Raw genomic sequence first — 18,052 nt, forward strand, 5'->3', positions numbered from 1 at the left:
GCTCACAATTTTAGATACAATGCCCTGCCAGGAAGACAGGGTAAAGCGGGAGAGCGTGATGAAGCGATGGCGATCACAAAAGCGTTATCGGCGCGCCAGCTGTTCTGCCAGCAGCGCCAGCGATTTTAGCTGCCGGGCAAGATCGTCGCTCTCCTGCGGGATCCCTTCCCGGGCGGTGGAATGGCGCTCGATCAGCGTTACCGGCAGCCGGGTTTGTGAGGGCGTCTTTTCTGTGCTGCCCTGCTGCGCCAGCAGCCACTCCACGCTGCGCAGGCCGGCCTCACGGAACGCCTGACGAACCGTAGTTAGCGGCGGGGTAAACCATGCGCTGTCGGTGGTATCGTCAAAACCCACCACAGAGATCTGACCCGGCACCGCAATCCCTTTTTCGGCGCAGGCACGCATCACGCCCAGGGCCATCTGATCGTTTGCCACCAGAATTGCCTGCGGGAGAACAGCCCCGGCCAGCAGCTGATGGCCTTTTTCATAACCTGAAGCCGCGCTCCAGTCACCCTGAACGACGGAGCAAGGTTCGAGACCCGCCTGACCTAAGGCTGATAACCAGCCCGCAAGCCGTGCCCGGGCAGAGACGGAACTTTGCGGCCCGCCGAGCAGGGCAATTCGCTGATGGCCCAGCGCCAGCAGGTGTTCCGCCCCCAGGTTCGCCCCTTGCTCTGCATCGAACACCAGGCTGTGTACCCGGGCGTTGGGGGTGACATCAAGAAATAACACCGGCACCGGAACGGCCTGCGCCTGCAGGCTTTCTGCCAGCGCATCTTCCAGCGGGACGTTGACCAGCAATCCTTCCACGCGCTGGGCCAGCAGCTCCTGCACCGCCGCCAGGCACTGCTGTGGATCCTCGACCATCGAGATCAGCACGCTCGCCCCACGCTCCCCGGCCCGCGTTTTTACCGCCGACGCAATCTGCGAGGGGGCATGCAGCGCCAGATCGGTGGTGATCAGCCCCAGCGTACGGGTGCGTTTGCCTGCCAGCTGCTGGGCACCGCGGTTGGGTACATAGTGCAGCTCGGCCATCGCCTGCAGCACTTTCTCCCGGGTACGGGCGGAGACGTGGGCCGCATCATTAATGACCCGCGAGACGGTTTGATAGGAGACGCCCGCCAGGCGGGCGACATCGTAGAGGGTTATGGCTTTCATGCGCTTCGGGTTGCAGTGACAGATGCACCTATTCTGTCATAACGCCTGGCGTAAAGCATGTGAGCGCTTCGCAAAATCAGACAACGCGGCCCGGCTCTGGGGCAACGATCCGCGGCTTCTGCCGAAACCACGGCAGGCAGATCTGGATCAGCGGTCCGATGCTCAACGCATAGAGTATGGTTCCCACCCCAAAGGTGCCGCCCAGCACGCAGCCAATCAGCAGGACCGTAATTTCAATCGCCGTGCGTACGCTGCGAACCGACCAGCCGGTGCGGGCGTTGATCCCGGTCATCAGGCCGTCGCGCGGCCCGGCGCCAAATCCGGCCCCGATATACATGCCCGTCGCCAGCGCATTGACAATCACCGCGCTTGCCAGCAGCAGGCTGCGAGCCATCAGCGAATCAATGGCCGGAATAACTGCCAATGCGGCATCGGCGGCCAGGCCAATCACAATCACGTTACTGATCGTGCCGAGACCGGGACGCTGGCGCAGCGGGATCCAGACCAGCAGGACCAGCGCCCCGGTGAGGATCATGACGGTGCCAATATCCATTGCCAGCAGTTTTGCCACCCCCAGGTGAAAGACATTCCACGGATCGGCTCCCAGATCCGCACGGACAAACATCGCCGTTGACAGGCCGTACAGGCTTAATCCGACGTAAAGCTGAAGTAATCGACGCAACATGATCTTTCTCCGGTGGTTTCTGCTTTAATCATTGCCTGAAATGGCCCTATGATTAATGTCCAGTTTTCAAAAAGTGGACTGCCCGTGTCATCACGTCGTTTTGGAAGTCAGTCATTGGTTCGCCTGCTGGGTCACTGGCAGGAAAGTGCCTCCCGTACCCCGCTGTGGCGGCAGCTGGCCGATGCCCTGCGCCTGCTGATCCTCGACGGCAGGCTGGCGCTGGATACGCGCCTGCCCGGGGAACGGGAACTGGCCTTAACCCTCGAGGTCAGCCGGACCACCGTCAGCAGCGCCCTGGCCCATCTGCGGGACGAAGGTTATCTCGAAAGCCGGCACGGCAGTGGCTCGCGGGTGATCCTGCCCGACAGCCGCACGCCCCCTACCCGCGCCAACGCCAGCGCGGCGCTTGATCTCTCTACTGCCGCGCTGGGTGCCGGGCCGGAGATCCATCAGGCCTATACGCATGCCCTGACCGCCATTACCCCGCATCTGACGCAAACCGGCTACGATCAGCTGGGGTTGCTGGCGCTGCGCGAAGCCATTGCTGCACGCTATACCGGCCGCGGTTTACCTACCCGGGCTGAAGAGGTGATGGTGGTTAACGGTGCCGTCAGCGGGCTGGCGCTGGTGCTGCGCATGTTCACCGGCCCGGGCGATCGGGTGGTGGTGGATCACCCCACCTACCCGCTGGCTATCGCGGCTATTCAGGGGGCATCCTGTCGGCCGGTTGGCGTGTCGCTGCCGCATACCGGCTGGGATATCGACGGCTTTGCCGCCACCCTCGCCCAGACCGCGCCGCGCCTGGCGTATCTGATGCCTGATTTTCATAATCCCACTGGCCGCTGCATGGACGAGAAGAGCCGGGAGGCCATCGCCGCCGTGGCTGCCCGGGCCCGCACCACGCTGGTAGTGGATGAAACCATGGTCGATCTATGGTTCGATGCCCCTCCCCCGCCGCCGCTGGCCTCCTTCTGCCCGAACGGCAATGTCATTACGCTGGGCTCGGCGGGAAAAAGTTTCTGGGGAGGTCTGCGTCTGGGCTGGATTCGCGCCCCGGCACGCACCATCGCCACGCTTGTCCAGACCCGCGATACGCTCGATCTTGGCTCGCCGCTGCTGGAACAGCTGGCAACCCTGTGGCTGATTGAGAATGGCGAAACATTTTTATCTGCCCGCCGACAGATGCTGCGTGAGCGGCGGGATGCTTGTGCGGCGCTGCTGCAGGAACATTTCCCGGACTGGCGTTTCCGGATGCCGGAAGGGGGTCTCTCTTACTGGGTGGAGCTGCCGGATATGCTGGCCACCCAGTTGGCCTCGCGCGCCGAAGCGGCGGGCATTCATCTGGGTACCGGGACGCGCTTTGGCCTCTCCGGAGCCTTTGACCGCTACCTGCGCATGCCTTTTTCTTTGGCGCCTGCTGAGCTGGAAAACGCGCTGGTGCGGATCAAGCCGCTGTGGATGGCGCTGAGTAACAGCGGCCACAGCGTAAAACGCACGCTGGTATAATCGCTTTGACTCAATGAACGAATGCAACAGTGATATTTATTACGGGAAAAGAGTGAGCGGGCGCACAAATAGCCGCTAATAAGACGAGATTTAAAAATGTCTGACTGTAATGATTACAGTCAGACATTTTCAGCATGGGGAGATCAGTGCTGAGCCGGGATAGGGAAACCTTTAAGGGAAATAACAAAACTATCGCCTTCTTTCTTTATTTTTGCACCGGTATCACACCAGTCAGACGCAATTCGAAAGAACTCATCACTGCCAACGTCCCAGCCCAGGCGGACATGTTTGACATAGCCAGAGCGCAGAAGCGAGCAGGCCTCTGAGTAGCTGCTGGCGGTTGATTGTTGATGTTGTTTCATTTTTTCTTCTTCAGAATTTTTCTTAATGCTTTGATTTCTTTAGGAGTAAATGGAGCTACACTCTCTTCTTCCGTATGCTGATTGTCGATATCCTCTTCCGTTACTCCCGCCTCATCTGCTACAGTAAACGCCATCTGCAGCAGCTTCTCTGTGGTAACGCTGAGATTCTCATTATTCACTTCGGCATAATGACGAAGCTTCTCTTTCAGCGCTTCGTCAATTTTCACATTCAGGACAGCAGTCGTCATGGTTTTAACATCCCTGGCACTATTTTCTTAAATTAATACACGAAGTTAACATTATTATCCAGATATATATTTCCTGCTTATAGATAATAAAAATGTCACACTTACCCTGCCGAAAATTTATGACAGAATAATGACAGTCACGTTTCAGTATGATGACAATTTGCGAAATAGACAGGCAGATATGAAAATATAAAATATGCGCACTATTGATGGGGATAATAGTAGAAAGGGGGATACGACAGACTTAAGGAGAGCAGAAATGGGTGGGGGCCCTGCCAGCTACATCCCGGCACACACGTCGTCTGCCCTGGCTGCTTCCTTCCGGACCTGACCTGGTGAACAGAGTAGCGTTGCGGGAGAACCAACAGAGCCCCCATTGAGAGCGTTGTTAACCAACGCGCTGGCGCATTATCACTGTACCAGATGGCAATTGCAAGTTAACCGCGTCCGGGTGATGTTTTATTGCGCAAAGCGTTTACAGAGTGGGCGCTTTCTTCCTCTATTACCCGTTAATCTCTATCATGCCCGCAACACAGGAGAAAAAAATGGACGAGCACGACTCTTTTCCCCAGCGGGTATGGCAGATAGTCGCTTCGATTCCCGAAGGCACGGTCATCACCTATGGCGAAGTAGCACGACTGGCGGGCTCTCCCCGCGCAGCCCGGCAGGTAGGCGGTGTTCTCAAACGGCTGCCGGAAGGCAGTACCCTGCCCTGGCACCGGGTCGTCAACCGCCACGGGGCGATCTCCTTAACGGGGCCGGATTTGCTGCGTCAGCGTCAGGCATTGCTCAGTGAAGGGGTGCAGGTGTCAGGCAGTGGAGAGATAGATATGCAGCGATACCGCTGGCGGTACTAAATGCCCCTCTCAGGCGAGAGGGGCAGGGAACATTAAAGCTGGGTTGGCGCCGGGGTCGCCGTAGACGGGCTAACCTGGGTAGGTGACGTTGACGGCACCGTGGTCGGCGCACCGCCGCCAGGCTGCAGCGGCAGCGAGGTCTGCTGCACCGGGACCAACACCAGATCGGCTTTCGTACCGCCCTGATTGATTACCGGCTTCACGATGTCGGTCATAAGAACAACCTGATCGTTAATGGTGATCGCCGCACTCAGCAGAATACGGGCATTGGGCTGAACATCCGCCGGGTTAAACGGCAGTTCAAATTTGAATGGCGCCTGTTTACCCTCGGTACGCGTCGCCTGCTGCGCCAGTACTTTCGATGGCGAATCGGCCAGCGAGGCATCAGACAGGGTAACGGTTAACACCGCATCCGGCGGTAAAGCAACTTTCTGGCGGATCCAGATCGTACCAGAGACATTTGGCTGCTGAATAGTCGGCTGAGCGGCTACGCCAGCAGTATTAGGGTTCGGCGCTGGCGTCTGAATGTCTGCGCTTTTGTCTGCGCAGGCAGAAAGAGCGACCGCTACCGCTAAACCACTTAACACGTGCACGAGTTTCATTGAGTTCTCCTTATCATCAATGCACCAGCGGGATCGATACCGCCAGATGAGTGGTTAACATAAAGATAACGAGACTAAGTGTGGCACATATCAATTATTTATGCCTGGAATCCCCCTGTTATTCAGATTATTGCACCCATCGGACCACTTTCATTTCTGCGTTATACTCTGCGTATCTTTCGCCACGGCGTATTAATTGAGGACGACTATGAGTCAGGCACTAAGCAATCTGCTGACATTATTAAACCTGGAAAAAATAGAAGAAGGACTCTTTCGGGGACAAAGCGAAGATCTGGGTTTACGCCAGGTTTTCGGCGGCCAGGTTGTGGGACAAGCCCTCTACGCTGCTAAAGAGACCGTACCTGCGGAGCGCTTTGTGCACTCTTTTCACAGCTACTTTTTGCGCCCGGGCGACAGCCAGAAACCCATCGTATATGACGTTGAAGTCCTGCGCGATGGCAACAGCTTCAGCGCCCGTCGCGTGGCGGCGGTGCAGAACGGCAAGCCGATTTTCTATATGACGGCGTCGTTCCAGGCCCCTGAACCGGGCTATGAGCATCAGAAGACGATGCCGCCAGCCCCTGCGCCTGACGCGTTGCGTTCTGAGACCGACATTGCCCGCGCGCTGGCGCATCTGCTGCCCCCGCAGGTTAAAGAGAAGTTTCTCTGCGACAAGCCGCTGGAGATCCGCCCGGTCGAGTTTCATAACCCGATGAAAGGCCACGTCGCAGAGCCTGCCCGTCAGGTGTGGATCCGCGCCAACGGCACCATGCCGGAAGATTTCCGCGTGCATCAGTATCTGCTGGGTTATGCCTCGGATTTTAACTTCCTGCCGGTTGCCCTGCAGCCGCACGGCGTGGGCTTCCTTGAGAAAGGGATGCAGGTTGCGACGATCGACCATTCGATGTGGTTCCACCGTCCGTTCAATATGAATGAGTGGCTGCTCTACAGCGTGGAGAGCACCTCGGCATCAAGCGCTCGCGGGTTTGTGCGCGGTGAGTTCTATACCCAGGATGGCGTGCTGGTGGCATCCACCGTGCAGGAAGGGGTGATGCGTAATCGGGGATAATGTTACGTGCGGCCTGGTGCCCTCACCCCGGCCCTCTCCCACCGGGAGAGGGTGCAAACACTAAAACGGCAACCGAGGTTGCCGTTTGCTTTTATTTACGCGTTATACGCATTCTCGCCGTGGCTGTTGACGTCCAGACCTTCGCGCTCCTGCTCTTCCGGCACGCGCAGCCCAACCGTCATGTCCGCCAGCTTGTAGCCGATAAAGGCAACCACGCCCGACCAGACTACCGTGATGGCGATACTTTCCAGCTGCACCAGAACCTGATGGCCCATGGTCACGCCTTCCGCATAGCCTACGCCGCCCAGAGAGGTTGAAGCGAAGATGCCGGTCATGATGCAGCCGACGATACCGCACACGCCGTGGACGCCAAACACGTCACAAGGGTCATCCACACGCAGAATACGTTTCAGCGCCGTCACGCCCCACAGACCGGCCAGACCCGCCACGATACCGACGATCAGCGCGCCACCGACACCGACAAAACCACAGGCCGGGGTAATACCTACCAGACCGGCAATCGCACCGGAACAGGCGCCCAGCAGAGAAGGCTTACCGCGTACCGCCCACTCGCCAAAGATCCAGGAGAGGATGGCACCCGCCGTCGCGACAACGGTGTTCACGAAGGCCAGGGCCGCGATTTCGTTTGCCGCACTGGCTGAACCGGCGTTGAAGCCAAACCAGCCAAAATAGAGGATCGCCGTACCGGTAAAGACCATCGGCAGGTTGTGCGGTTTGAACGCTTCTTTGCCAAAACCGACGCGTTTGCCAATCAGGTAAGCACCGACAAGCCCAGCTACTGCGGCGTTGATATGCACAACGGTACCGCCCGCAAAGTCCAGCGCGCCATGAGAAGCCAGCAGACCGCCGCCCCAGACCATATGCGCCACCGGCACGTAGGAAAGGGTCAGCCACACCACCACGAAGATTAATACGGCGGAGAAGCGGATACGTTCCGCCAGCGCCCCGACAATCAGCCCCACGGTGATACAGGCGAACGAACCCTGGAACGCCACGTGGATGTACTGATAGAAGCTGCCCATCACCGCGGTCAGCTCGATATTTTTCAGCATTGCCCAGTTAAAGCTGCCGAAGAAGGCGTTGCCCTCCCCGAAGGCCAGCGAGTAGCCGTAGACCACCCACAGCACGCAAACCAGCGCAAAGGTCACCGTTACCTGAGTGAGCATGGAGAGGACGTTTTTGCCGCGGATCAGGCCGCCGTAAAACAGCGCGATCCCCGGAATGGTCATAAAGAGCACCAGCGCGGTGCAAATCATCATAAAGGCGTTATCGGCTTTGTCTGCTACCGCGGGTGCAGCCATTGCCAGGCCCGGCAACAGCGCCAGAGACCCCAGACCTGCTTTAAGTGTTGTTGTGTTCATTTTCTCGATCCCTATCACTGTGTGCCTGCTGTTTTACAGTGCCGCTTCGTCGGCTTCGCCTGTACGAATGCGAATAACGCGTTGCAGCTCAGCAACGAAAATTTTGCCGTCGCCAATTTTGCCGGTGTAGGCTGCTTTGCTAATTACGTCGATGACTTCATCCAGCTGATCGTCGGCAATCGCTACGTCAATCTTCACTTTTGGCAGGAAGTTGACGCTGTATTCCGCACCACGGTAAAGCTCTGCATGCCCCTTCTGACGACCGAAGCCTTTCACTTCGGTAACGGTCAGCCCCTGAATACCCATTGAAGAGAGTGCTTCGCGCACGTCTTCGAGTTTGAATGGTTTGATTACCACGGTAACCAGCTTCATATATCCCTCCAGTCAGAATTCGGTTTTGGCGAGCCAACGAAAGAGGTATTGCAAGGGGTGTGCCAAAAGTGAAAAGAGAGGAAATACGAGGCACAGCGAAGGCGTGACGAAAAAAAACGCACCATGACAGTGCAGGGTGCGTTTCATTTTTGCACCAACCGATTCAGCGGCCGGCAGGTTGCTTAATTTTAGTGCATCAGGCGCTGAGGGACTCCTCCCGGGCGCTGGCAGCCAGCTCTTCCCCGGCCAGCTGCAGCTGGTACATTTGCCAGTAACGCCCTTTTGCCTCAAGCAGTTGCTTATGGGTACCGCGTTCAACCGCCTGACCGCGATGAAGCACCAGAATGGTATCCGCCTCTACGATGGTCGAAAGACGGTGGGCAATCACCACCAGGGTGGTGTGTTCGCGTACCGCGGCCAGCGCCTGCTGGATAGCCTGCTCGGTACCGGAATCGATGCTGGCGGTAGCTTCATCCAGAATCAACACCTGCGGGGTATCAATCAGCACCCGGGCCAGCGCCAGCAGCTGCTTTTGCCCGACAGACAGGTTATTCCCCTGCTCGCCGAGCCGGGTATGAATGCCGTCGTGCAGACCGCGCGCCAGCTCCGCCAGTTGCACTTTCTCCAGTACGTCCCACACCTGCTCCTCGCTGAACGGTCGGCCCAGCGTCACGTTGGCGAAGAAGGTATCGGCCAGCACCACCGGATCCTGCTGCACCATCGCTACCCCTTTACGCAGTACGCTGTGGTTCAGGCTCGACAGCGGACGTCCGTCAAGGCGGATCTCCCCTTCGGTGAGCGGGTAGTAGCCCATCAGCAGGCTGGCGAGGGTGCTTTTACCGCTGCCGGTATGCCCCACCAGCGCCACAAAGCTGCGGGACGGCACCGTCAGGTTGATATCCTGCAGCACCAACCGATCGTCGCGATAGGCAAAGGAGACGTTGTCAAAATCAATCGCCCCGCTTTGCAGTTCGCGCTCGTCATCGCCATACGCCTGGCGCGGGCGATCCATCAGCTCAAAGACGCGCTCACCGGCCACCACCGCCTGTTGCAGCATCGACTGCTGGGTGGTGAGCTCAATCAGCGGCTCGTTAAGTCGCCCGAGATAGCTGATAAAGGCATACAGCACCCCGACTTCGATGGTGCCACCGGCGGCAAAGCCAAACTGCATCAGCAGCCCGCACAGCACCAGCGCCGAGAACAGGCTTAACAGCGGGCGCAGCAGGAAACCGTCCAGACGCAGAGTCTGCATGCGTGCCATATAGTGGGAGCGGCTGGCTTCTCCCATCCGCTCGCCAAAACGCGCCTGCTGGCGGAACTGCTGGATAACGCTCATGCCGTTGATGACCTCGTTAAAGCCATCGTTGATATCCGCCAGATAGGCCCGCACGCGACGCACAATCGGCGTGCTGTAGCGCTGGTAGATGATCATCACAATCATTACCGCCGGGAAAATTGCCATCGCCACCAGCGCCATGCGCCATTCGAGGCTGAACATCGCCACCAGCATCGCGCCCACCAGGGCGGCGCTGCGCAGTACCGTAGCCACCACGGTGACATACAGGTCGCGGATAACTTCCGTATCGTTGGTGACGCGGGAGATGATCTGCCCGACTGGCTGGGTATCAAACGCGCTCAGGGGCTGGCGCAGGGCGGCATCCATCACGTCGGTACGCAGCTGCTGCACCACCCCGACGGCAGCCTGGTTAAACAGCAGCGACTGGGCATAGTGCAGCCCGGCCGCCAGCAGCTGCAGGCCAACGTAGGCCACCGCCAGCCCGGTGACTAAACCGAGCGGGAGATAATTTTTTGCCACCATGTTGTCGATGAAATAGCTGATCAGCAGCGGGCCGGTTACTTCGGCAATCGCCGCAATCCATAGCAGCACGACAGCCAGCGACAGCGGCTTGCGCCACGGCGAACCATACGCCAGCAGGCGCTTAAGGGTGGGCCACAGCTGGGAAAAACTACGCATCGGCGGCCTCCTCGTCGGTTTCCGGCACGTCATCCAGTGCCGCTTCCAGTTGTTGATAACGATACATATCGCGATACCAGCCCGGCTGTTCCGCCAGCTGTTCATGCTGGCCGCGCTGGGCAATATGCCCGTGCTGCATCACCAGAATTTCGCTCGCCTCGGTCAGAGCCGACAGACGATGGGCGCTGATGATCACCGTGCGCCCTTCTCCCCACTGGCGCAGGTTGTGCAGGATCTGGTGTTCGGTGCGGCCATCGACCGCAGACAGGGCATCGTCGAGGATCAGAACTTCGGCATTCAGCAGCAGCGCGCGGGCGATGGAAATACGCTGTTTTTGCCCGCCCGAGAGCATTACGCCGCGTTCGCCCACTTCGGTTTCGTACCCCTGCGGCAGGCGCAGGATGTCGTCATGGACGCTGGCAAGACGGGCGACGTGCTCAATCTCTTCCTGGGTCGCATGCGGGCAACCGAGGGCGATATTGTTGGCGACGCTATCGGAGAAGAGGAACGGCGTCTGGCTGACGACCGCCAGGCGGCTGCGCCAGCTATCCAGCTGCAGTTGCGTCAGCGGGATGTCGTGGAAGCGGATCTCGCCCTGGTCAATATCGAAGTGGCGCTGGATCAACGAGAGCACGGTACTTTTCCCCGCCCCGGTCGGGCCGCAAATGCCCAGCATTTGCCCCGGCTGCAGCGTGAAATGGACATTTTCGAGCGTCGTTTTTTCCGTATGGGGGTAGGCAAAGGCCCGTACGGAGAATTTCAGCTCGCCGCGCCCATCCGGCACAGGCTCGCTGCCATCGTTGACCACCGGCGCTTCGGCGAGCATGGCGCGGATCCGGCTGTAGGCCGCACTGCCGCGCTCGACGATGTTGAACATCCAGGCCAGGGCCAGCATCGGCCAGATCATCAGCCCCAGATACATGGCAAAGCTGGTCAGTTGCCCGAGCGTCAGTGAGCCGTTAATCACCATCCAGCTCCCGCCGCCAATGGCCAGCAGGTTGGCGGTGCCGATGGCGATGTAAATCGTGGGATCAAAACGGGCATCGATCCGGGCGACGCGCAGGTTTTTAGCCCCGGTATCTGCCGCATCGGCGGCAAACAGGGACGACTGGCGGTCTTCCAGGCCGAAGGCTTTGATCATCCGGATGCTGGTCAGGCTCTCCTGGGTACGGTCGTTAAGGGTAGAAAACGCCGCCTGAGCCAGCTTGAAGCGCTGGTGCAGCTGGTCGCCGTAGCGCTTGATCGCCAGCGCCATAACCGGCATCGGCAGCAGCGCCAGCAACGTGAGCTGCCAGCTGATTTGCGTTGACATGACGATCAGCACCGCACACCCCATCACCAGCGAGTCGACCAGGGTCAGCACCCCTTCCCCGGCGGCAAAGACCACGCGATCGACATCGTTAGTGGCGCGGGCGATCAGGTCCCCGGTGCGGTGACGCAGGTAAAATTCCGGATGCTGGCGGCTGAGCTGGCGGTAGAAATCTTCCCGCAGCTCAACGGCGAGCTGGTATGACGCGCCGAACAGCAGCACGCGCCAGACATAGCGCAGCAGATAGACCACCACCGCCGTCAGCACCAGCGTGCCGATCCACATCATCACCCGTGCGGTGGTGTAATGCTGTTGGGTAACGCCGTCCACGACGTAGCCCACCACTTTCGGCGGGATGAGCTGCAGAATGGCAATGATAATAAGCAGGGCCACTGCACCGAGATAGCGTTGCCACTCCCGGCGAAAGTACCAGCTTAATTGAGCAAATAATCGCACGCGGTCTTTTCCTGAGGATCGTATTCCGGCAGCGCCGGGAAGTTATTCAATGGGTAAGGCGGTGGTGTATTTTATCTGTTCCATCGCGAAGCTGGAGGTGACATTCGACAGACCTGGCACGCTGTTGACCAGCCGTTTATAGAAATCATCATAGCGCTTCATGTCCGCCACCTGAACGCGCATCAGGTAGTCGTATTCGCCCGCCATGCGCCAGAAGCCCAGCACTTCCGGCATCTGTGATACCACGCTGACGAATCCGCAGTACCAGTCGCTGCTGTGGTGCTGCGTTTTTATCAGCACAAAGGCGGTCAGGCCAAGCCCCAGTTTTTCAGGATCGAGCAGCGCCACGCGTCCCAGCAAAATGCCTTCGTCTTCGAGTCGCTTAAGGCGTTTCCAGCAGGGCGTGGTGGTCAGATTAACGGCATCCGCCAGCGCCTGCAAAGAGAGGGTGCAGTCGCTTTGCAGTAAGGACAGCAGCTTACGGTCAATTTTATCTAGCATACCCACCCCCGCAGAGAAAAATTTTCTCTTCTCATTCTATTTTAAAGGCCAGATAGCAACAATTTTTTCTGTGCTTTTCGCTATGCTGGGCACAAAATGACAAACGGATTACTTCGATGAATAGCACCTGGGTTAAAAACGCCATCAGTGAAATTAACGCCGATTATCAGCGCTCGGCGGATACACACCTTATTCGCCTCGCCCTGCCCGGCTTTCCGGGTATCCAGCTCTATCTGAAGGACGAAAGCACGCACCCGACCGGCAGCCTGAAGCACCGTCTGGCGCGCTCGCTGTTCCTGTACGGGCTGTGTAACGGCTGGATCAATGAAGGCACCACCATTATTGAATCCTCTTCCGGCTCAACCGCCGTCTCTGAGGCCTATTTTGCCCGCCTGCTTGGACTGCCGTTTATCGCCGTTATGCCCTCCTGCACGGCAAAACGCAAAATCGAACAGATCGAATTTTATGGCGGACGCTGCCACTTTGTGGAAAGCGCCTGTGAAATTTATGCCGCATCAGAAATGCTGGCCCGGGAGCTGAACGGCCATTATATGGACCAGTTTACCTTCGCAGAGCGGGCAACCGACTGGCGCGGTAACAACAACATTGCCGACAGTATCTTCCGGCAGATGCAAAATGAACCCCATCCGGTGCCGACGCATATCGTGATGAGCGCCGGAACCGGCGGCACTTCGGCCACCATTGGCCGCTATATTCGCTGCCAGGGTTATGATACTCGCCTGATGGTAGTGGACCCGCAGAGCTCGGTGTTCCTCGATTACTGGCAGCAGCGCGATCCGGCCCTGCGCAGCCCGGTGGGCAGCAAAATTGAAGGGATTGGCCGCCCGCGCGTCGAGCCTTCGTTTATCCCGGATGTAGTGGACGAGATGCTCCGCGTGCCCGATGCCGCCAGCGTTGCCACCGCTCACTGGCTGGAAACCCAGCTCGGTCGCAAGGTGGGTGCCTCCACCGGGACCAATATGTGGGGCGCGCTGCAGCTGGCGGCGCGGATGCGTGACGCAGGGCAAACCGGCTCTATCGTCACCCTGCTGTGCGACAGCGGCGAGCGCTACCTGGACACCTACTACAACGCCGAATGGGTAAAAAAGAATATTGGCGATGTGGCACCGTGGCTGGCAGAAATTGCCCGGCTGGTGAAATAAAAAAAGCCAGACTTTCGTCTGGCTTGCTGGAAGGGTCTCACTATTCGGGGGAATAAGGAAGATCGGGTGTATCCAGCCAATGGGTTAAGAAATGGGACACGGCCTCGTTGCGGCAGTGTCCAATAACGGGTAAATGCGAGAGCTCGGCGATCAGCTGCGGCATCGCATTGCCCATAATCAGGCCGCGCCCTACGCTGCCCAGCATCTCGCGATCGTTCATCGCATCGCCAAACGCCATACACTCCTGCATGCTCAGCCCGAGATGCTCGCTCAGTACCGCCAGAGCGGAACCTTTGTTGCATCCGACCGGCAGCACCTCCAGGCAATCGATCGCCGAGAAGGTGAGATGCGCGCGGTTGCCCAGCGCCTCGTTGAGCTGAATGCGCAGGCGGCACAGATCGTCATGATCGCCGCAGAAACAGATTTTGGTTACCGCATGGGCCGGAATGCGGCGCAGGTCGGTCAACTGATACTGAAAGCCGCTGTAGACGTGCGCTTCGAGCATCGCCGGGATTTCTTTTCCTGTCAGCCACCCGGTGTCGTTAAAAACGTGGATACTGGCCTGGGTATCCCAGGTGCTGTGCAGCACTTGTTCAGCCACATCCGGGGCGAGATCCTGGCGATAAAGCACATCACCCTCCACCGAGTGAATACGCGTTCCGTTGCCGGTAATCAAAAAGGCGTCGAGGGAGAGAGCGCCCATTAAATGGCGCATCTCCAGCACATGTCGGCCCGTGGCGAAGGTGAGCGTAACGTCACGTTCGTGCAGACGCTTAAGGACGCTCAGCGTTTTGTCACCTAAACGGTGATCCGGCATTAATAAGGTGCCGTCCATATCAAATGCAGCCAGCCGCGCCATGGGAACTCCGAAAATGTGAAGGGGATTAACTTGTGCATCAGTATTGCCTGTTATATACGGAAGTAATACTGAATAGATGGAAATTATTGTTCCGGGTTTACGATGCGCCAGCTTAATCGACTTAATCAGTTCCAGCGCCTGTGGCAACCCTCTGCCGGTGCGCCTCAGCAGGTGAGCGTGGCCGAACTGGCCAGCCGCTGTTTTTGCAGTGAACGGCATATGCGCACGCTGCTGCGACAGGCGCAGGAGGCTGGCTGGCTGAGCTGGCACGCGCAATCCGGACGCGGAAAACGCGGCGAGCTGCGATTCCACGTCACGCCGGAGTCATTACGTAACGCGATGATGGAAGAGGCGCTGAAGAGCGGACAGCAGCACAACGCGCTCGCGCTGGCCCAGCTGGCCCCCCAGGCTCTGCGTGCCCTGCTGCATCCTTTTTTGGGCGGACAGTGGCAGAACGATACCCCGACGCTGCGTATTCCGTATTATCGCCCGCTCGATCCGCTCCGGCCGGGCTTTTTACCGGGCCGCGCTGAACAGCATCTGGTGGGGCAGATCTTTTCCGGTCTGACGCGGTTCAACGACACCCGCAGCGAGCCTGCGGGCGATCTGGCGCATCACTGGGAGATCGCATCTGACGGATTACGCTGGCACTTCTACCTCCGCTCAACCCTGCACTGGCATAACGGGGATAAAATCGAGGCCGCTCAACTCCAGAGCCAGCTGGCGAAGCTGCTGACCCTTCCCGCCCTGCGCAAACTGTTTAACAGCGTGAAGCAGATAGAGGTCACGCATCCCCAGTGCCTGACCATTGTGTTACATCACCCCGACTACTGGCTGGCGCACCGTCTGGCAAGCTATTGCAGCCATCTTGCCCATCCTGAACAGCCTTTAATCGGCAGCGGACCGTTTCGCCTGGCGATCTTCGATCCCGACCTTGTCCGGCTGGAAAGCCACGAGCAGTATCATCTCGGCCATCCGCTGCTGAAAGCGATCGAATTCTGGATCACCCCTCAGCTTTTTGACCAGGATTTAGGCACCAGCTGTCGTCATCCGGTGCAGATCGCCATTGGCGAGCCGGAGGAGCTTGCCAGCCTGCGGCTGGTCAGTAACAGCATCAGCCTCGGTTTTTGCTACCTCACCCTGAAGCAGAGTGACCGGCTAAGCGAAGCGCAGGCCCGCAGGGTGATTGATATCATTCATCACTCGTCGCTTCTGCATACCCTGCCGCTGGACGAGAATCTCATCACCCCGACCCAGGAGTTGCTGCCTGGCTGGTCGATCCCCCAGTGGACCCGGGAACAGGAAACCGTTCTGCCGAAGACGCTAACCCTGCTTTATCACCTGCCGGTGGAACTGCATACCATGGCGGAGCAGCTTAAACGCTATCTGGCCCAGGAAGGGTGCGAGCTCAGGGTGATTTTTCACGACGCGAAAACCTGGGATGGCTGCACCGCGCTCGCGGACGCCGATATCATGATGGGGGACAGATTAATTGGCGAGGCGCCAGAGTACACCCTTGAGCAGTGGTTGCGCTGCGACACGCTGTGGTCCTGGTTGCTCAGCGCGCCGCAGTTTGCCCACCTGATGGCGACTCTGGATGCGGTGCAGACGCAGCCCGACGCCTCTGCCCGCCATCTGGCGCTGAAGGAGGTTTATTCCCGCCTGATGGAGCAGGCCGTGCTGACCCCGCTGTTCAACTATCAGTACCAGATCAGCGCCCCGCCGGGGGTAAACGGTATCCGGCTGAATCCGCGCGGCTGGTTTGATTTTACCGAGGCCTGGCTACCCGCACCGAAAACGTGAAGAAGCTGGTCGCCACCACGGGCAGACGTTACCATATGTCTTTAATCTTCAACGTTGGAAAGACTTATGAAACGTGCTGTTGTCGTGTTCAGTGGAGGCCAGGATTCCACCACCTGTCTGGTGCAGGCTCTGCAGCAATATGATGAAGTCCATTGTGTCACCTTTGACTATGGCCAGCGCCATAGCGAAGAGATCGAGGTGGCGCAGAAACTGGCCGTTAAGCTCGGCGCGCGGGCGCATAAGGTGCTGGATGTTACCCTGCTTAACGAACTGGCGGTGAGCAGCCTTACCCGCGACAGTATCCCGGTACCCGACTATGAGCCGGACGCAGAGGGTATTCCCAATACCTTCGTGCCGGGGCGTAACATCCTGTTTCTGACCCTGACGGCAATCTACGCGTACCAGGTGAAAGCCGAAGAGGTGATCACCGGCGTGTGTGAAACCGACTTCTCGGGCTATCCTGACTGTCGCGATGAGTTTGTGAAAGCCCTCAACCACGCCGTGAACCTCGGTATGGCTAAAGAAATCCGCTTTGAAACGCCGCTGATGTGGCTGGATAAAGCCGAAACCTGGGCCCTGGCCGACTACTGGGGCAAGCTGGATCTGGTGCGTAACGAAACCCTGACCTGCTACAACGGTATCAAAGGCGATGGCTGTGGACAGTGCGCGGCGTGTAACCTGCGCGCCAACGGCCTGAATCACTATCTGGCGGATAAAGCCGGGGTGATGGCGGCCCTGAAAAAGAAAACCGGCCTGAAATAATCTGCGCCAGTCTGCCGGGTGAAAGCGTTGCTTCGCCCGGCATCACACGGCGGGTTATTTGATTAATAGTTCCAGTTTCTCACGTAACTCCCCTTCCAGCGGCAACGCTTTCTGCGTTTTCAGATCGATGCAGACAAAGGTAATTAACGCATCTGCCACCACCTGCCCTTCCGGCTCCAGGGTTATCACCTGACTCAGCACGCCACTTTTACCGTTCAGTTGCTGCAACTGGCTGGTCACGGTCAGTAAATCGCTGAGCACTGCGGGACGGCGATAGTTGATATTGATATTCGCCACGACAAAAGCGATGCGGTGTGCCGTCATCCACTGGAAACTGTCGCTGTTTTCCAGGCCATCCCAGCGCGCCTCTTCGAGGAACTCCAGATAGCGAGCGTTATTCACGTGCTGGTAAACATCAAGGTGGTAGCCGCGTACTTTGATTTGGGTCTGCATAGCGCAATAGCCTTCAGGGTAGTTAATTATAAGATTCAGAGGTCATAACTGGTATGACCTCTTTATCCTGGCAAATTTTTGCCACTGTGCAAGTTATTACAGCGTCAGATGCGCAAGATTACGCTCCACCAGCGCTCCCCCCATACCCGGTACCTGCCTGAGATCGTCCAGCGTTTTAAACGGGCCGTACTCTTCGCGGTAGCTGACAATCGCCTGCGCTTTCTTCATACCCACGCCATTCATCACCTTTGCCAGATCTTCCGCCGATGCGGTATTGATGCTAACCCGCGTCTTATCCTCTTCCACTGCTTTCGACTGTTGCGAAGTGGAGGCCGCGGGCGGTACATCGGCCTTACTCTGCGACACCTGCGTTTTGGCCGCCGGTGTCGCCGCCAGCGCGCTGTGGCTCATCCCCGCCGTGACGATAGCAAGGGTGACGAAAAGGGCTTTGATTCCATGTTTCATGCTGTTTTCTCCTTGTTTGTTGACAGCCCCCTCACCTTAGTCGGACCGCTTTTCAGGAACAAACA

18 protein-coding genes, 1 other RNA gene and 1 pseudogene are annotated in these 18,052 nt (G+C 58.2%); 6 read left to right on the forward strand and 14 right to left on the reverse strand.

From position 1 onward, the window contains the following. Nucleotides 1–84: 84 nt before the first annotated feature. Nucleotides 85–1,158: a LacI family DNA-binding transcriptional regulator gene (locus FFB58_RS18085; RefSeq protein ID WP_138370610.1), complete on the reverse strand. Its 1,074-nt coding sequence runs from the start codon at nt 1,156–1,158 to the stop codon at nt 85–87. A 76-nt stretch (nt 1,159–1,234) separates the two neighbouring features. Then, a complete protein-coding gene (locus tag FFB58_RS18090) occupies nt 1,235–1,843 on the reverse strand; it encodes a hypothetical protein (protein WP_138370611.1) in 609 nt (202 codons plus the stop codon). A gap of 84 nt (nt 1,844–1,927) precedes the next feature. Between FFB58_RS18090 and FFB58_RS18095 the strand changes: the two genes are divergently transcribed. Beyond that, the gene (locus FFB58_RS18095) at nt 1,928–3,349 is read left to right on the forward strand and encodes a PLP-dependent aminotransferase family protein (RefSeq protein ID WP_138370612.1); all 1,422 of its coding nucleotides are present in this window, start codon (nt 1,928–1,930) and stop codon (nt 3,347–3,349) included. A 143-nt stretch (nt 3,350–3,492) separates the two neighbouring features. Here FFB58_RS18095 and FFB58_RS18100 read toward each other — a convergent pair whose 3' ends face one another. The 3 genes from FFB58_RS18100 to ffs all read right to left on the reverse strand — a co-directional run bounded on the left by FFB58_RS18100 (nt 3,493) and on the right by ffs (nt 4,326). Continuing rightward, a complete protein-coding gene (locus tag FFB58_RS18100) occupies nt 3,493–3,711 on the reverse strand; it encodes a hypothetical protein (RefSeq protein WP_039032397.1) in 219 nt (72 codons plus the stop codon). Further along, a complete protein-coding gene (locus tag FFB58_RS18105; RefSeq protein WP_138370613.1) occupies nt 3,708–3,959 on the reverse strand; it encodes a hypothetical protein in 252 nt (83 codons plus the stop codon). The genes FFB58_RS18100 and FFB58_RS18105 overlap by 4 nt, the downstream gene beginning before the upstream one ends. Before the next feature lie 270 nt (nt 3,960–4,229). Further along, nucleotides 4,230–4,326, reverse strand: an RNA gene (ffs, locus tag FFB58_RS18110) — signal recognition particle sRNA small type. Nucleotides 4,327–4,410: 84 nt separating this feature from the next. Here ffs and FFB58_RS18115 point away from each other — a divergent pair. Beyond that, nucleotides 4,411–4,816: pseudogene (locus tag FFB58_RS18115) on the forward strand (MGMT family protein). A 32-nt stretch (nt 4,817–4,848) separates the two neighbouring features. On the opposite strand, the gene FFB58_RS18120 reads toward FFB58_RS18115, so the two are convergent. Further along, nucleotides 4,849–5,418, reverse strand: coding sequence for a YbaY family lipoprotein (locus tag FFB58_RS18120; protein ID WP_039032394.1), 570 nt, complete (start codon nt 5,416–5,418; stop codon nt 4,849–4,851). Between the two features lie 208 nt (nt 5,419–5,626). On the opposite strand from FFB58_RS18120, the gene tesB reads away from it, so the two are divergent. Continuing rightward, on the forward strand, nt 5,627–6,487 hold the full coding sequence (gene tesB, locus FFB58_RS18125; protein ID WP_138370614.1) for an acyl-CoA thioesterase II: 861 nt from the start codon (nt 5,627–5,629) through the stop codon (nt 6,485–6,487). 95 nt (nt 6,488–6,582) lie between these two features. On the opposite strand, the gene amtB is transcribed toward tesB, so the two are convergent. The 5 genes from amtB to FFB58_RS18150 form a co-directional block, all read right to left on the reverse strand. Beyond that, a complete protein-coding gene (gene amtB, locus FFB58_RS18130; protein ID WP_138370615.1) occupies nt 6,583–7,869 on the reverse strand; it encodes an ammonium transporter AmtB in 1,287 nt (428 codons plus the stop codon). A gap of 33 nt (nt 7,870–7,902) precedes the next feature. Next, nucleotides 7,903–8,241 carry a P-II family nitrogen regulator gene (gene glnK, locus FFB58_RS18135; RefSeq protein WP_032616849.1) on the reverse strand — a complete coding sequence of 113 codons (339 nt, stop codon included), beginning with the start codon at nt 8,239–8,241 and terminating at the stop codon, nt 7,903–7,905. A 196-nt stretch (nt 8,242–8,437) separates the two neighbouring features. Further along, nucleotides 8,438–10,216 (reverse strand): SmdB family multidrug efflux ABC transporter permease/ATP-binding protein, encoded by a 1,779-nt coding sequence (locus FFB58_RS18140; RefSeq protein ID WP_138370616.1) that lies wholly within the window; start codon nt 10,214–10,216, stop codon nt 8,438–8,440. Further along, complete coding sequence (locus tag FFB58_RS18145) at nt 10,209–11,981, reverse strand: SmdA family multidrug ABC transporter permease/ATP-binding protein (RefSeq protein ID WP_138370617.1); 1,773 nt, start codon at nt 11,979–11,981, stop codon at nt 10,209–10,211. Before FFB58_RS18145 ends, FFB58_RS18140 begins: the two co-directional genes overlap by 8 nt. 42 nt (nt 11,982–12,023) lie before the next feature. Then, complete coding sequence (locus tag FFB58_RS18150; RefSeq protein ID WP_039032389.1) at nt 12,024–12,482, reverse strand: Lrp/AsnC family transcriptional regulator; 459 nt, start codon at nt 12,480–12,482, stop codon at nt 12,024–12,026. Between the two features lie 116 nt (nt 12,483–12,598). On the opposite strand from FFB58_RS18150, the gene FFB58_RS18155 reads away from it, so the two are divergent. Continuing rightward, entirely contained in the window at nt 12,599–13,645 is a 1,047-nt protein-coding gene (locus FFB58_RS18155; protein ID WP_138370618.1) for a PLP-dependent cysteine synthase family protein, read from the forward strand. A 40-nt stretch (nt 13,646–13,685) separates the two neighbouring features. On the opposite strand, the gene cof is transcribed toward FFB58_RS18155, so the two are convergent. Beyond that, nucleotides 13,686–14,504, reverse strand: a complete 819-nt coding sequence (cof, locus tag FFB58_RS18160; protein ID WP_138370619.1) for an HMP-PP phosphatase — start codon at nt 14,502–14,504, stop codon at nt 13,686–13,688. Nucleotides 14,505–14,606: 102 nt separating this feature from the next. Between cof and FFB58_RS18165 the strand changes: the two genes are divergently transcribed. Continuing rightward, nucleotides 14,607–16,307: an SgrR family transcriptional regulator gene (locus tag FFB58_RS18165; RefSeq protein ID WP_138370620.1), complete on the forward strand. Its 1,701-nt coding sequence runs from the start codon at nt 14,607–14,609 to the stop codon at nt 16,305–16,307. 66 nt (nt 16,308–16,373) lie between these two features. After that, nucleotides 16,374–17,069 (forward strand): 7-cyano-7-deazaguanine synthase QueC, encoded by a 696-nt coding sequence (gene queC, locus FFB58_RS18170; protein ID WP_138370621.1) that lies wholly within the window; start codon nt 16,374–16,376, stop codon nt 17,067–17,069. Nucleotides 17,070–17,123: 54 nt separating this feature from the next. Here the strand turns inward: queC and FFB58_RS18175 are convergent, their stop codons facing one another. Both FFB58_RS18175 and FFB58_RS18180 read right to left on the reverse strand, forming a co-directional pair. Further along, nucleotides 17,124–17,522 (reverse strand): YbgC/FadM family acyl-CoA thioesterase, encoded by a 399-nt coding sequence (locus tag FFB58_RS18175; RefSeq protein ID WP_039032384.1) that lies wholly within the window; start codon nt 17,520–17,522, stop codon nt 17,124–17,126. Between the two features lie 96 nt (nt 17,523–17,618). Continuing rightward, on the reverse strand, nt 17,619–17,987 hold the full coding sequence (locus FFB58_RS18180; RefSeq protein ID WP_039032383.1) for a helix-hairpin-helix domain-containing protein: 369 nt from the start codon (nt 17,985–17,987) through the stop codon (nt 17,619–17,621). Nucleotides 17,988–18,052: the final 65 nt, after the last annotated feature.

The sequence above is a fragment of the Enterobacter sp. MF024 genome, assembly GCF_005843915.1.
Classification (GTDB): Bacteria; Pseudomonadota; Gammaproteobacteria; order Enterobacterales; family Enterobacteriaceae; genus Enterobacter; species Enterobacter barmai.

Excerpts from the sequence above, each read along its gene's own strand:
- FFB58_RS18120 (WP_039032394.1), bottom strand. The coding sequence starts at position 5,418 with ATGAAACTCGTGCACGTGTTAAGTGGTTTAGCGGTAGCGGTCGCTCTT.
- tesB (WP_138370614.1), top strand. The coding sequence starts at position 5,627 with ATGAGTCAGGCACTAAGCAATCTGCTGACATTATTAAACCTGGAAAAA.
- amtB (WP_138370615.1), bottom strand. The coding sequence starts at position 7,869 with ATGAACACAACAACACTTAAAGCAGGTCTGGGGTCTCTGGCGCTGTTG.
- cof (WP_138370619.1), bottom strand. The coding sequence starts at position 14,504 with ATGGCGCGGCTGGCTGCATTTGATATGGACGGCACCTTATTAATGCCG.
- FFB58_RS18150 (WP_039032389.1), bottom strand. The coding sequence starts at position 12,482 with ATGCTAGATAAAATTGACCGTAAGCTGCTGTCCTTACTGCAAAGCGAC.
- queC (WP_138370621.1), top strand. The coding sequence starts at position 16,374 with ATGAAACGTGCTGTTGTCGTGTTCAGTGGAGGCCAGGATTCCACCACC.
- FFB58_RS18165 (WP_138370620.1), top strand. The coding sequence starts at position 14,607 with ATGCGCCAGCTTAATCGACTTAATCAGTTCCAGCGCCTGTGGCAACCC.
- FFB58_RS18140 (WP_138370616.1), bottom strand. The coding sequence starts at position 10,216 with ATGCGTAGTTTTTCCCAGCTGTGGCCCACCCTTAAGCGCCTGCTGGCG.
- FFB58_RS18105 (WP_138370613.1), bottom strand. The coding sequence starts at position 3,959 with ATGACGACTGCTGTCCTGAATGTGAAAATTGACGAAGCGCTGAAAGAG.
- FFB58_RS18085 (WP_138370610.1), bottom strand. The coding sequence starts at position 1,158 with ATGAAAGCCATAACCCTCTACGATGTCGCCCGCCTGGCGGGCGTCTCC.
- glnK (WP_032616849.1), bottom strand. The coding sequence starts at position 8,241 with ATGAAGCTGGTTACCGTGGTAATCAAACCATTCAAACTCGAAGACGTG.
- FFB58_RS18155 (WP_138370618.1), top strand. The coding sequence starts at position 12,599 with ATGAATAGCACCTGGGTTAAAAACGCCATCAGTGAAATTAACGCCGAT.
- FFB58_RS18180 (WP_039032383.1), bottom strand. The coding sequence starts at position 17,987 with ATGAAACATGGAATCAAAGCCCTTTTCGTCACCCTTGCTATCGTCACG.
- FFB58_RS18100 (WP_039032397.1), bottom strand. The coding sequence starts at position 3,711 with ATGAAACAACATCAACAATCAACCGCCAGCAGCTACTCAGAGGCCTGC.
- FFB58_RS18090 (WP_138370611.1), bottom strand. The coding sequence starts at position 1,843 with ATGTTGCGTCGATTACTTCAGCTTTACGTCGGATTAAGCCTGTACGGC.
- FFB58_RS18175 (WP_039032384.1), bottom strand. The coding sequence starts at position 17,522 with ATGCAGACCCAAATCAAAGTACGCGGCTACCACCTTGATGTTTACCAG.